Raw genomic sequence first — 11668 nt, 5'->3', positions numbered from 1 at the left:
GTCGAGATGTGTCAGTCGCGTTCTCCGTCCGTCACAGCATGTACCCGAGCTCCTCCTCGAAGAAGTCGCGAAGGAACTCGGTCGCCTCGCCGTACCCCTCGATCCGGATCTCCAGGGTCGATCCGTCGTCTCGCGGGACGACGTCGTACCGGACCGTGGCTCGCCCCTTCTTCGTGTACACCGCGTAGGTGTCGTCTTGCTCGGGGTCCTCGACGGCCTTGCGCTTGTTGAGCACCGACTCGACGGCCCACTCCACCCGCTCGGGATCCGTCTGGGTCCTGATGTCGAGCCGCTCGTCGCTGGTGCTGGCCTCGCTGTTCACGGGCGTGAGATCGTACGTCTCGATCTGGTCTTCGGGGACCTTGGCGGCGAGCGCGTCGTACAGCTCGTGAATGTCGGTCCCAGAGACCAGTCGAGTCAGTCCGCGAACCGACTCGACGCTGCCCTCGTCCCAGTTGTCGAGGAGGTACTCCGCGCGCTTCCGCTCGGTGTCCGCCTCGTAATCGACGACGACGAGGTAGGTGTCGTCAGCGGTCACCGGTCGTCACCACCGGTACGCTCATTACTCGCGCCCCGAGCAGCGGGTCATCTGGACTCACTCGGTTTCGATTGGCCGTTCGCACACATATGCTTTTCCATTATGGAGACACAGATATGTCGCACACTCCCGCTATAGCGGACGTATGGCAGATTTCGTGTCCGACAGGCTACGCAAAAGTAGTCTCCAGTTTGGAGAGAAAGTTATTTAACACATGAGCTACATTGTTGACTCGTGAAGCATCCCCGGTCGAGGCTGGACGTGCGAGGTGGGGCCGGCGGAAACACTAAGAGACCGTACGCTGACACAAACACGACATCATGTTCGACTGGTTCAGAAGCGACGACCCGAGCGGACTCGACGCGTACTCGAAAAACGACCTCGACCTCGAGGCCGAGAGTATCAAGACCGACATGAAGGTCAAGGAGAACGACCTCAACCGCCTCGACCAGAAGTTCCTGAGCAAGGCGAAGGAGGCGGCGGACGCGGCCGGCCCCAAGCGGAACCGGCTGAAGAGCGAGGCCTCCGCGATCAAGCAGAACTACGAGCAGCAGCAGGCCGAGTACCAAGCCATGCTCAAGGAGTTCACCACGATCCAGACGCTGGCTAACGCGAAGAGTCGCCTGAACTCCCGGAGCGACTCGATGCTGCGCGAGATGGATCAAGAGCAGCTACAGTCGTTCCGCGAGGACGTCAAGCGCGACGTGCTGGGACAGAACCAGGAACTCGCCCAGATGGAGGAGGTCGCGAACACGATCGACGAGACGCTGACCGCCGTGACCGGCTCGGGCGGCGGCCAAGTCGACGACGACGTCGAGGACGTCATCCAGGCGTTCGAGCAGGGGAACGACGTGAGCGACTTCTCGCTGGCAGACAAGGTCAGCGAGGACGACATCGACGAGTCGTCGTTCTCGCTTAGCGACATGTAGCCGGCGACGACAGCGACGGGACCGCTCCGCCGCCCCGGTCAGACGGGACGCGCCTCGGTCAGCCGGACGCGCCGGCCGTTCGGTCCGCGCCGCTCGATCACTCAAATCACACCGATCATGACCCGACAGCGGAACACACTCGACTTCGAAGGCGCACGCGAGCTGCTCCGAGAGGAGCTGGTCGACCGGATCGAGCCCCTCGAACGGCTGGACCGGGAGTACGACCGGCAGTCCCGGACGACGGCGAACCCGGCGACGCCGAGCGGAGACGACCGCTCCCGCGAACGGGAGTCGCTCCTGCGTCGCTACGAGCGGACGCGACACGAGTACCGCTCGCTGCTCTTCCAGTACGTGCTCACTCGAACGCTCGAGTTCGCGTCCGGCCCGGAGTTCCGTGCCGACAGCCCGACGGTCTCCGAGAGCGACCGCAGACTGCTCCGACAGGCCGTCGTGTGCGCCGCCGAAGAGGAACTGCCCGACGAGAGCGCGGTCGAACTCGAAACCGTCGCCGACGGCGTCGTCGCGGCCGTGTACGGTCCCGAAACGGACGAGGCCGCATGACCCGGCGGCGGAACGAACGCGACCGCACGGCACCGACGGCATCGAGACGATTTCCCGACCGAACTCACCACCAAACCCCATGAACGTAGACGGATACAAACGCGACATCCTCAGGAACCAGTACGAAGAGTTGCTTTCGAAGGCCGAGACGGCGAGGAAGGCCGGGAACCTCGACGCCGCCGCGAAGGGGTACCACGAGGCCGCCGATCGGCTCGAACAGCTCCAAGACGTCGAGGCGAACAGCGACTACAGCGGCCGCATCGAGCGGCTGCTGCGTGCGGCCTCGATGGCCGCCGACGGCACCGATCCCGGTGCGGCGGACGACGACGGCGGGAGCGCCGGCGCGGGTGGGTCGGGCGGCAGGGGTGGCGCGGGCGGCGGTTCGGGCGGCAGGGGTGGCGCAGGCGGCGGTTCGGGCGGTTCCGGAGACGACGAGGACTTCAAGGGCCGCGTCGAGTCGTTCGTCTCGGAGACCGACGTGACCTGGGATGATATCGGCGGCCTGGAATCGGTCCAAGACCGGCTGAAGCGAGCGATCGCGCTCGGTGCGGTCGAAGGGACTCCCTCGGCGGTCGCCGCGACCGACCGGGTCCTCATGTTCGGGCCCCCGGGGACCGGAAAGACGCTGTTGGCGTCGGCGGTCGCTGGGTCGCTCGATGCGACGTTCTTCGACGTGAAGCTGGGCGGCCTCCTGTCGAAGTACTTCGGAGAGTCGTCGAAACAGATCACCGCGCTGTTCGACCTCGCGGCGGAGATGAGTCCGTCGGTCGTGTTTCTCGACGAAATCGACGCGCTGACGCAGTCGCGCGACGACAACTCCGACCAGACGTCTCGGCGGGTGCTGAACACGCTCCTGTCGGAACTGGACGGGATCGATAAAGGGGAAGACGACTTCGTGATGGTCCTCGGCGCGACGAATAAACCGGCCGACCTCGACAACGCGGTTCGGCGACGCTTCCCCGAGCGGCTTCTCATCCCGCTGCCGGACGTCGACGCCGCCGAGGAGGTCGTCCGGATCCACAGCGTTCGCGGCGGGGTCGAGTTCGCCGACTCGCGGCCGACGGCGTTCGCCCCGAGCGGGGTCGACGCGGCGGGCGCCGCCTCGCCCGCGACCGCGATCGCCGCCGCCTGCGTGGAGCGACAGTTCACCGGGAGCGATATCGAGGCGCTGTGTCGACGCTCGGTGGACGCGATGGTGCGTCGGTCGAATCCCGACCTCGTCTCCGTCGCGGACAGCGGGCTCGGCGGAGCCCGCGATTACGATCTCACGATCGACGCCATCACGCCGGAGGACGTGGAGACGGCGTTCGATCAGACGAGCGCGTCGCTGTCGGCGGCGGAGATATCCGAGTACGACGAGTGGAACGCGCAGTACGGCACGGGTCCGTCGGCTCGAATCGAGCAGTAACACACCCAACAACTACAAATTCCCCCCACGTTCGTATCCACATGATCGATCGAATCTCGACGCTCCTCTTCGGCGACGACACGACTCATCCGCTCGAACTCGACGAGTCCGAACACCGCGATAAGCAGGTCGAACTCGACGCGAAACGCGAGCAGCTCGCGACCGACCGCGACCGACTCAAGGAGAAACACGAGAACCTGAAACAGCAGTACATGGACGCCCGCGAGGCGGGAAACGAGGACGCGGCGGAGACCGCCCTCCGCGAGGCCGAGGCCGTCAACGACCGCCTCGAAACGGTCGAGGGGAAACTCGACGTCGTGGATCAGATGTCCCAGACGGTGTCTAACTTCCTCAACGTCTACGAGATGCGAGAGCTCCGCGACGACCGGTACTGGGAGCGTCTCATGGAACTCGACCGCGAAGAGCTGGTCGAGATGTTCTCGCAAGAGAAGCTGACCATCGAGGAGATGACCCAGCGGCTCGACACCGCCGGCGTCGCCGCCCGCGACGTGGTCGACTCCTTCTCGGCGTCGACCGACCGCCTTCACGGCAACTCGCAGCTCCGCGACGAGTGGGACGCCGAGTTCGAACGAGAGCGGACGACGGAGGACGAGTCGCTCGACCCCGAGGCGGTTTTCGACGACCTCGACGGCGATCTGGACGACGACGACGTGTCCGACCTCCGGCTGTCGTAGGCCTTCGCTGCCCCTCGGGACGAAGATTTAATATTCAGAAAATCCAACAGATCGTCCGGTGTGACTCATCTGGTCCCGCTCTCCATTTTTTCGGATATACTGACGGCCATCTTCGGCTTCCTGTTTCTACTGTTTTTCATCGCAATCGCGTCCGTGATCGTCCTTGGACTGGTGGCGCTGAAGGCGCTCCCGTACATCGTCGGATTTGCCGGAGGCTTCCTCTCGGCGCTGGCGGAGGCGGACGACGCCGACCACGCCGCCGGCGCGTCGTCACAGAAGGAGAGTTCGGTGTCGGCGGGAGCCGGTTCGAACGCCACCGAATCGCGACAGGCGCGCTCGGAGCGTACCGGGAGTGACAGCCGAAAAGGGCCCTACGAGACCAACGAGTACGGCGAACTCGTCGAAGAGAAGTGACGAGTCGCGTCGGAGATATCTCGACGGAACGGTTGAACCGCGGACCGTCGGGCAGCGGTTCGGACGGCCGACGGAACGGAACAGCAGAACAGACCGGAACGGGCCGCGTCAGACGCCGGAAATGCCGAACGCGCCGATGTTCAGGTCGAGAACGCCGTTCAGGACGGCGATGACGAGTAGGGTCGCCGCCCACGCGACGAGTCCCATGATCGCCGCGTCCTTCCAGCCGCCGGGGTAGCGCCACTTGATGACCCACACCCACGCGACCAGCGCGACCACGGACCCGATCACCGGGATCAGCGACCCGATGGCCCACGCGACGGCGCCGAGCAGCGCAGTCACCACCGCGTGCGAGTAGTCGTCGACGCCCGCGACGAGGCGGCCGCTGACGTAGATCCCCACCCCACCGACCAATAGCGCGACGACGAACGAGACGATAGCTCCGAGAACCATGTGTCCGGAGTCAGCGGTCAGAGGGATATAAGACGGGGACTGCGTCTCGCTCGGTGACAGGTCTCGGGCGACCCACCGAGGCGGTCAACGTCGCCGCCCGGTCGGTCCGGCTCCCGATCGGTACGGCAGGTCGTCGTCCTGATCAGTACAGCAGTTCGTCGTCGTTCTCGATCATGTACAGCGACCGGGCGGCGATGTTGACCGCGTGGTCGCCGACGCGTTCGAGGTCGCGGATCGTGAGGAGGAGCCGCGAGACGTTCCGCATCGTCGCCTCCACGTCCTCGTCCTCGCGGAGTTCGTCGCGTTCGATGAGGTCGCGGACGACGAGGTCGCTCGCGGCCTCACAGGCGGCGTCGAGGTCGTCGTCCGACTCGGCGACCGCGTAACAGCGCTCGGGGTCGGACTCGGCGTACGCGTCCATCGCGTCCTGCAGCATCGCCAGCGTGTCGTCGCCGATGCGCTGGACGTCGACGTCGGGGAACACCTCGCGGTCGGCCCGCTTGGCGTACTCCCCGAGGTTCGTCGCGAGGTCCGCGATCCGCTCGAGGTCGGTGATGATCTTGAACGACGCGGCGATGAACCGCAGGTCCCCGGCGACGGGCTGCTGGAGCGCGATGAGGTCCGTACACTGCCCCTCCAGTTCGAGGTAGAGGTCGTTGATCTCGGCGTCGCCCGCGATCACTTCCTCCCCCAGCTCCTCGTCCTGTCGTTCGAGGGCGTCAAGCCCCATTCGGAGGCGCTCGGCGACCACTTCGCTCATGTAGAGGACGTCGTCGCGGAGCCCCTCCAGTTTCGTCTGGTACTGTTCGCGTGGCATCTTGGCGTATCCGCCACGCCCGACGCACAAAAACACGTCGGCGTCGGCGAGTTCCCGGAAATTGTCTCCGGCTGTCAGACGTTCGGTCGAACGCTGCCAGTGTGTTCGGTGATATATACGCCGAGCCGAAAGAGAGCGCGTGTCACGGAAACTCGATCCGTCGCGGCGACGCGTGCTTCGCGGCGTCGCGACTGGAGTGACGGCGGGGGCCATTGCCGGGTGCGCCGGCCGCGGCTCCGACGACGGGGACGGAACGGCCGGAGACGGTACCGGCGGAACCGACGGGAACGAAACCGACGGCGGGGACGGGGGCGGGAGCGAGCCCGTCAGCGGCGGCGAGCTGGTGTACTCACAGCAGGTCTCGCCGATCGAGTTCGACCCGATCGTCGTCAACGACATCTACTCGCAGCAGGTGTGTTCGCAGGTGTTCGAGCCCTTGTACGCCTACGACGAGTCGACGAATCCGGTCCCGCACCTCGCCAGCGAGGAGCCGACCGTCGAGCGCGACGGGACGCGGTACGTCGTCGAACTCCGCGACGGGCCGCGCTTCCAGAACGGCGACCCGGTCACCGCGTCGGACGTCAAGTACTCGCTGCTCGCGCCCGTTGAGGAGGAGACCGCGAACGCGCCGGACGTCGAGATGATCGACACGATCGAGGTCGTCGACGACCGGACCGTCCAGATCGACCTCCAGTACGGGTACGGCCCGTTCTACACGCTCGCGCTGACGCGGAACGTGGTTCCGGAGTCGGTCCGGGAAGAGGACAAGGACGCGTTCAACCTCGAGTCGCCGGTCGGCTCGGGGCCGTTCGAGTTCGACGACTGGACCGAGGGGCAGTTCGTCGACCTGGTGACGTGGGACGACTACTGGGGCGACACGCTGCCGCACCTCGACCGACTGCGGTTCGAGCCGGTCGAGGAGAGTACGACGCGCGTCGTCTCCCTAGAGACGGGTCAGTCGGACGTCGCGGACGGGATCACGCCCCAGACGTGGGAGACGGTCCAGAGCGCGGACAACATGTCGCTCCAGTCGGAGCCGGGCATCTCCTACTACTACATCGCGTTCAACTGCAACGAGGGGCCGACGGCGGACCCCCAAGTCCGCGAGGCGATCGACTACGCCGTCTCGATGGACCAGGCGGTCTCGAACTTCATCGAACCGGCGGGGGAACGCAACTACGCGCCGGTGCCGCTCCCGGTCGCCGACTCGTGGGACTTCCCGACCGACGAGTGGGCTGACATCGGCCACGACCGCGACACCGACCGGACCGCGGAGCTGCTCTCGGACGCGGGCGTGCCCGAGGACTACAACTTCCGGATCATCGTGCCGCCGGACGACCTCCGCGAACAGATCGGCGTCTCCGTCTCGAACGGGCTGAACGAGGCCGGCTACGACGCCGAGGTGCGGCGGTACGACTGGGGGACGTTCCTCGATACGTACGACACCGGTAACGAGGACGACTACAACATGTACGCACTGGGGTGGCTCGGCGGCCCCGACCCCGACTCGTACGTGTACAACCTGTTCCACGACGGCCAGATCGGCGCCACCAACGGGACCTACTACGAGAACGACGACCTCATGGACGACATCATCGAGGCCCGGCGCGCCAGCGACATCGACGAGCGGCGCGAACTCTACGAGTCGATCATTCCGACGGTGCTCGAAGACCGGGTCCACCTGCCCAGCTACAGCCTGCGCGTCTCCATCGGGGTCCGCGACTACGTCAACGACTTCGTCGCCCACCCGCGCTCGCAGTACAACCCGCGGGTCCTGAGCAACTACAACAACGTCTGGCTCGACCAGTGACGGACCGGCTCGGCGGGTAGCGCGGCCTCGGTCGAAGCGTTCAAACCCCGCCGCGACGAGGGCTCGCACATGCAGAACATGGAAGACATCGTCCTCGACGAGAACGAGGAGGCGCTCGCGCCCGCGGTCGTGATCGCGACGGTCGCGCTCCTCGCGGTGTTCGTCGTCGGATTCTTGATCGCCGCGGTCGGCCTCGTCGCCTGACGGCCCCGTTCCGTGGACGGTGACCCCCTCCGCGGACGGCGATCCCCTCCGCGGACGGCGGAGAACCACTCCCGTGCCCACGGCGTTTTTTGTCCCTTCGGCGGGTCGGGGCGGTATGTCCCGCCGGGCACTCGTCGACCTCCTCGACCGCAACGACGACCACGTCGCCGCGCTCTCGTCCGGTTCCTTCGACCAGCACCGCGACGGCCAGCGGCCCGGCGTGGTCTCCGTCTGCTGTTCCGACTCGCGCGTCTCCCAAGAGGGGATGTTCGCCGTCGACGAGCCGGGGTTCCTCTTCACCGCCGGCGCCATCGGCAACAGCGTGAGCGCGCTCGTCGACGGCGAGCGAGTGCTCGACGGGAGCGTGGCGTACCCGCTCCGACACACCGAAACAGAGGTCCTCGCCGTGGTCGGTCACACCGGGTGCGGCGCGGTCGACGCTGCCCTCACGGCGGCTCGCACCGGCGAGTTCCCGCCCGAACCGGGCATCCGCGCCGACGTCGAGGCGCTGGTACCGATCGTGGAAGAGGGCCTGAGCGACCCTGCCGTCGTCGGTAGCGCGGTCGACGACGCGAACGCCGACGGGCCAGCCGACGGCGCAGCCGACGAGGATCCGGACAGCCATGCCGACACCTCGGTCCGCGACCGCCTCGTCGAGTACAACGTCCACGAGCAGGTCGCGTTCGCCGGCGAGAGCGAGGAGACGGCGGACGCGACTGTGTACGGATTCGTCTACGACCTCCACGGCGCCTACGGCGACCGCGACGGCGCCGTTTACTTGGTGAACGCCGACGGCGAGCGCGACCCCGCGGCGCTGCGCGACCTCGTCGGCGAGGCGCACGCCGACCACGTGGCGACGCTGCTGGAGCGGTAGGCGCGGCCTCCCGGCGGGTCTCCCGACCGCCGCGGACCGGGGTGCGCATCCGACAACCGTTTCACGGCGACGCCCGAAGGGGGTTCAAATGGACCGACGCGTCCTGTTCGCGACGCTGATACTGCTGGCCGGCGGCGCGACCGGCGTCGGCGTGGCGCTGTTCGCGTTCGTCGGCGTCGACGACGCCACGACGGAGGCCACGGTCGTGTGGGAGTCCGAGCCGGCCGCGGGCGACGACGGCACCGGCGCCGTGGTCGCGACCGTCGACGGCGACCCGCACCTCCTCCGACCCGCGGTGGAGAACGGGTCGCGAGTCGTCACCGCGACGGTCGTCGGGACGGACGAGGCGCCGTGGACGGCCCCGATATCCGGCCCGGACGCCGAGCGAGGCGGCGGCGACGGGTCCGGGGACAGCGGCGGGAGCAGCTCCGACGGGCCCGGTGATGGCCCTATCGGCGTCAGCGGGCTCACCGCCGGCACCCTCGGCGGCGACCCGGTGGTCGCGCTCACGACGGCGTCGGGCGAGCTCGTCGTCATCGACGCGGCCGACGGGACGGAGCGGTTCGCGGTCGACCTCGGCGGCCCCGCCGGGCTCCGACCGGCCATCGGCGACCTCACCGGCGACGGGAGCCGGGAGGTCGCCGCGGTCACGACCGACGGGGGCGTTCGCGTCGTCGACGGCGAGGGCGATCCGGTCGCGGAGGCCTCGCTGGCGGGGGAGATCAGCCGGCGGCCGCTCGTCGTCGAGCCCGACGCCGAGGACGACGAGCGAGGCGGGCTGGCGGTGCTGACGACCGCGGGGAACCCCGCGACGGTCCACATGCTCGACGAGCGCGGCGACACGCGTTGGACGACCGAGCCGAGCGTGAACCCGCTGAGCTGGAACGCGGCGGACAGCCGCGACGGGCCGGTGCTGGCGCTCGGCGGCGCGAACGGAAACATCGAGACCCTCGAAGTGAGCGACGGGTCGGACCGGTACGAGGTCAAGCTACAGGACCGTCCGATCGCCGTCGGGGACGCGGACCCCGGGCGAGTGTACGTCGGCGGCTCCGGGAGCGTGTGGGCCGTCGACCTCCTCGACGGCGAGGTCGTCTGGAAACAGCAGTACGGCGCGTCGACCCGGATCAACGAGCCGCGCATGGGCGACGTCGACGGGAACGGCGAGCGCGCGCCGGTGGTGGTCAACCGGGCCGGCGGAGTGCTCGCGATGACCCAGAGCGGCGAGGTGATCGCTCGGGGCGACGCCGGTGACATCGTCGCCTACGGCGGCCCCCTGTTCGCCGACGTCACGGGCGACGGCGGCGACGAGGTGGTCGTGGTCGCGGACGACGGGACCGCGATCGCGGTCGACACCTGAGACGGCGGGGGCGTCTCGGCCGATTTATAAACAGATTTCTCACGAGAACCGAGCGACTGCGACGAGTTCCCGGGCGTGATTCACCGGAAACGCGGTGTGCCGACTGAGCGGGAGCTCGGCGGGCAGCGGAAAAAAGTGAAACGCTCCGAGAGCCGCGGCGTCAGTGGTCTTCTTCCTCGTACACCCATGCCGAGGTGTCGAGGTCGTAGTCGACGAGCTCGTCGTCGTCGAAGAACAGGTCGATCTCGCGCTCGTTCGCGCCCTCGTCCTCGTGGTCCGACGCGTGGATCACGTTGTGGCCGAGGTCGAGGCCGAAGTCGCCGCGGATCGTGCCCGGCGGCGACTCGGTCGGGTCGGTCTCGCCGACCATCGCACGGACCTGACGGGTCGCGTCCGCGCCCTCCCACACCATCGCGAAGACGGGGCCGGAGGTGATGAACTCGACGAGGCCGTCGAAGAACGGCTTGTCCTCGTGTTCGCCGTAGTGCGATTTCGCGAGCTCCTCGTCGAGCTGGACGAACTTCCCAGCGACGAGCTTGAGCCCCCGGTCCTCGAAGCGCGAGACGATCTCGCCGATGAGGCCGCGCTGGACGCCGTCGGGCTTCACCATCACGAAGGTGCGCTCGTCGTGGTGGCTCACTGCTCGTCGCCTCCGGCTCGGTGGCCCTCCTCGGTCCACTCGACGTCGCGCGCCTCGCGGCCGAGGAAGTAGTTCTTCTCCGCCTTCGAGTCGACGAAGTGGAGGACGGTGCCGTCCTTCTTGACGAACATCGTGCCCGTGCCGGGCTCGATCTCCTCGCCGCTGTAATCGCAGGTTCGCTTCTCAACCATTGGTTATCGGCCTCCGATGGAGTCGGCGTCGCGCTGGGTCTCCCGCAACTGGAGCACGTCGCCCAGGCGGACGGGACCCAGGACGTTCCGGGTGATGATCCGGCCCTGGTTCGATCCCTCCTGGATGCGGCACTTGACCTGCATGGCCTCGCCGTGCATCCCGGTCTTGCCGACGACCTCGATGACCTCCGCGGTCGTCGAGTCGCCGGTGCCCTCTTCTGCGCTCATGGGAGGTTATCGGAGCTCCGCGACCTTCTCGCCGATGTCTTCGACGTCGTCGGCGGCGTCGCCGGCGTCGACGACGGCGGCGGCGGCCGAGCCGACCTCGAGGCCGGCGGCCTGTCCGACCTCGTCCTGCGTGTCGACGAAGGCGACCGGAATCCCCTTCTCCTCGGCGAGTTCGGGGAGGTGCATCACGATCTCCTCGGGGGAGACGTCCTCGGCGACGATGACCAAATCAGCGTTACCGCGCTCGACGGCCTTGGTCGTCTCGTTGGTTCCTTTCTTTACTGTACCGGTGTCTCGGGCGACCTCGAGCGCTTCGAGGGATCGCTCCGCGAGGTCCGCCGGGGTGTCGTAGTCTACGTAAACGGGCATATGTTGTTCACCTATCCTCCGTGCGGGCTCGCGTGCCCGTCCCGTGGTCGGTCCCTAACGGAACGGCACATCATCAACCCCACAGAGGCTGTGCCCCGTGGTAGTCAGGACATCCATAAAAGCGCTTTCAATGCCCTGCGCGTGTGCGAGCGGGGATCACGGGGCGAGATCGCGGGCAGG

The 11668-nt window shown here is 67.4% G+C and carries 16 protein-coding genes; 9 read left to right on the top strand and 7 right to left on the bottom strand.

The features are described from left to right. Window positions 1-31 precede the first annotated feature (31 nt). Window positions 32-538: a hypothetical protein gene (locus C463_RS16390; RefSeq protein ID WP_008446014.1), complete on the bottom strand. Its 507-nt coding sequence runs from the start codon at window positions 536-538 to the stop codon at window positions 32-34. A 320-nt stretch (window positions 539-858) separates the two neighbouring features. Between C463_RS16390 and C463_RS16385 the strand changes: the two genes are divergently transcribed. From C463_RS16385 to C463_RS16365, 5 genes are all read left to right on the top strand, one after another. Beyond that, window positions 859-1467 (top strand): hypothetical protein, encoded by a 609-nt coding sequence (locus C463_RS16385; protein ID WP_008446013.1) that lies wholly within the window; start codon window positions 859-861, stop codon window positions 1465-1467. Between the two features lie 117 nt (window positions 1468-1584). After that, window positions 1585-2028, top strand: coding sequence for a hypothetical protein (locus tag C463_RS16380; protein WP_008446010.1), 444 nt, complete (start codon window positions 1585-1587; stop codon window positions 2026-2028). Window positions 2029-2107: 79 nt separating this feature from the next. After that, window positions 2108-3436, top strand: coding sequence for an AAA family ATPase (locus C463_RS16375; protein ID WP_008446009.1), 1329 nt, complete (start codon window positions 2108-2110; stop codon window positions 3434-3436). Window positions 3437-3477: 41 nt separating this feature from the next. Then, window positions 3478-4131 carry a hypothetical protein gene (locus tag C463_RS16370; RefSeq protein ID WP_008446006.1) on the top strand — a complete coding sequence of 218 codons (654 nt, stop codon included), beginning with the start codon at window positions 3478-3480 and terminating at the stop codon, window positions 4129-4131. Window positions 4132-4191: 60 nt separating this feature from the next. Beyond that, window positions 4192-4545, top strand: a complete 354-nt coding sequence (locus C463_RS16365) for a hypothetical protein (RefSeq protein ID WP_137695692.1) — start codon at window positions 4192-4194, stop codon at window positions 4543-4545. 108 nt (window positions 4546-4653) lie between these two features. Here C463_RS16365 and C463_RS16360 read toward each other — a convergent pair whose 3' ends face one another. Beyond that, window positions 4654-4998: a hypothetical protein gene (locus tag C463_RS16360; RefSeq protein ID WP_008446003.1), complete on the bottom strand. Its 345-nt coding sequence runs from the start codon at window positions 4996-4998 to the stop codon at window positions 4654-4656. A 142-nt stretch (window positions 4999-5140) separates the two neighbouring features. Continuing rightward, complete coding sequence (gene phoU / locus C463_RS16355) at window positions 5141-5815, bottom strand: phosphate signaling complex protein PhoU (RefSeq protein WP_008446001.1); 675 nt, start codon at window positions 5813-5815, stop codon at window positions 5141-5143. A 139-nt stretch (window positions 5816-5954) separates the two neighbouring features. Between phoU and C463_RS16350 the strand changes: the two genes are divergently transcribed. The 4 genes from C463_RS16350 (at window position 5955) to C463_RS16340 (ending at window position 10060) form a co-directional block, all read left to right on the top strand. Further along, window positions 5955-7625, top strand: a complete 1671-nt coding sequence (locus C463_RS16350) for an ABC transporter substrate-binding protein (RefSeq protein WP_049906079.1) — start codon at window positions 5955-5957, stop codon at window positions 7623-7625. A gap of 69 nt (window positions 7626-7694) precedes the next feature. After that, window positions 7695-7829, top strand: a complete 135-nt coding sequence (locus C463_RS19975; RefSeq protein ID WP_008445998.1) for a hypothetical protein — start codon at window positions 7695-7697, stop codon at window positions 7827-7829. A gap of 115 nt (window positions 7830-7944) precedes the next feature. After that, window positions 7945-8703 (top strand): carbonic anhydrase, encoded by a 759-nt coding sequence (locus C463_RS16345; RefSeq protein ID WP_008445996.1) that lies wholly within the window; start codon window positions 7945-7947, stop codon window positions 8701-8703. Between the two features lie 88 nt (window positions 8704-8791). After that, window positions 8792-10060 (top strand): outer membrane protein assembly factor BamB family protein, encoded by a 1269-nt coding sequence (locus tag C463_RS16340; RefSeq protein WP_008445995.1) that lies wholly within the window; start codon window positions 8792-8794, stop codon window positions 10058-10060. A 160-nt stretch (window positions 10061-10220) separates the two neighbouring features. On the opposite strand, the gene ndk is transcribed toward C463_RS16340, so the two are convergent. From ndk to rpl7ae, 4 genes are read right to left on the bottom strand one after another with little or no spacing between them, the layout of a single operon-like run. Further along, window positions 10221-10700, bottom strand: a complete 480-nt coding sequence (gene ndk / locus C463_RS16335) for a nucleoside-diphosphate kinase (RefSeq protein ID WP_008445994.1) — start codon at window positions 10698-10700, stop codon at window positions 10221-10223. Then, window positions 10697-10891 (bottom strand): 50S ribosomal protein L24e, encoded by a 195-nt coding sequence (locus C463_RS16330; RefSeq protein WP_008445992.1) that lies wholly within the window; start codon window positions 10889-10891, stop codon window positions 10697-10699. Before C463_RS16330 ends, ndk begins: the two co-directional genes overlap by 4 nt. A gap of 3 nt (window positions 10892-10894) precedes the next feature. Beyond that, window positions 10895-11119, bottom strand: coding sequence for a 30S ribosomal protein S28e (locus tag C463_RS16325; RefSeq protein WP_004595321.1), 225 nt, complete (start codon window positions 11117-11119; stop codon window positions 10895-10897). A 6-nt stretch (window positions 11120-11125) separates the two neighbouring features. After that, entirely contained in the window at window positions 11126-11488 is a 363-nt protein-coding gene (rpl7ae, locus tag C463_RS16320) for a 50S ribosomal protein L7Ae (RefSeq protein ID WP_004595322.1), read from the bottom strand. Window positions 11489-11668 lie beyond the last annotated feature (180 nt).

The sequence above is a fragment of the Halorubrum californiense DSM 19288 genome, assembly GCF_000336875.1.
Lineage (GTDB): Archaea > Halobacteriota > Halobacteria > Halobacteriales > Haloferacaceae > Halorubrum > Halorubrum californiense.
Note: the sequence above shows the minus strand (reverse complement) of the source record. Positions and strands in the feature narration are given on the sequence as shown.

Bases quoted from the DNA above. Each gene is read 5' to 3' on its own strand.
- C463_RS16380 (WP_008446010.1), top strand. From the start codon at position 1,585: ATGACCCGACAGCGGAACACACTCGACTTCGAAGGCGCACGCGAGCTG.
- C463_RS16325 (WP_004595321.1), bottom strand. From the start codon at position 11,119: ATGAGCGCAGAAGAGGGCACCGGCGACTCGACGACCGCGGAGGTCATC.
- rpl7ae (WP_004595322.1), bottom strand. From the start codon at position 11,488: ATGCCCGTTTACGTAGACTACGACACCCCGGCGGACCTCGCGGAGCGA.
- C463_RS16340 (WP_008445995.1), top strand. From the start codon at position 8,792: ATGGACCGACGCGTCCTGTTCGCGACGCTGATACTGCTGGCCGGCGGC.
- C463_RS16375 (WP_008446009.1), top strand. From the start codon at position 2,108: ATGAACGTAGACGGATACAAACGCGACATCCTCAGGAACCAGTACGAA.
- C463_RS19975 (WP_008445998.1), top strand. From the start codon at position 7,695: ATGCAGAACATGGAAGACATCGTCCTCGACGAGAACGAGGAGGCGCTC.
- phoU (WP_008446001.1), bottom strand. From the start codon at position 5,815: ATGCCACGCGAACAGTACCAGACGAAACTGGAGGGGCTCCGCGACGAC.
- C463_RS16345 (WP_008445996.1), top strand. From the start codon at position 7,945: ATGTCCCGCCGGGCACTCGTCGACCTCCTCGACCGCAACGACGACCAC.
- C463_RS16385 (WP_008446013.1), top strand. From the start codon at position 859: ATGTTCGACTGGTTCAGAAGCGACGACCCGAGCGGACTCGACGCGTAC.
- C463_RS16360 (WP_008446003.1), bottom strand. From the start codon at position 4,998: ATGGTTCTCGGAGCTATCGTCTCGTTCGTCGTCGCGCTATTGGTCGGT.
- C463_RS16370 (WP_008446006.1), top strand. From the start codon at position 3,478: ATGATCGATCGAATCTCGACGCTCCTCTTCGGCGACGACACGACTCAT.
- C463_RS16330 (WP_008445992.1), bottom strand. From the start codon at position 10,891: ATGGTTGAGAAGCGAACCTGCGATTACAGCGGCGAGGAGATCGAGCCC.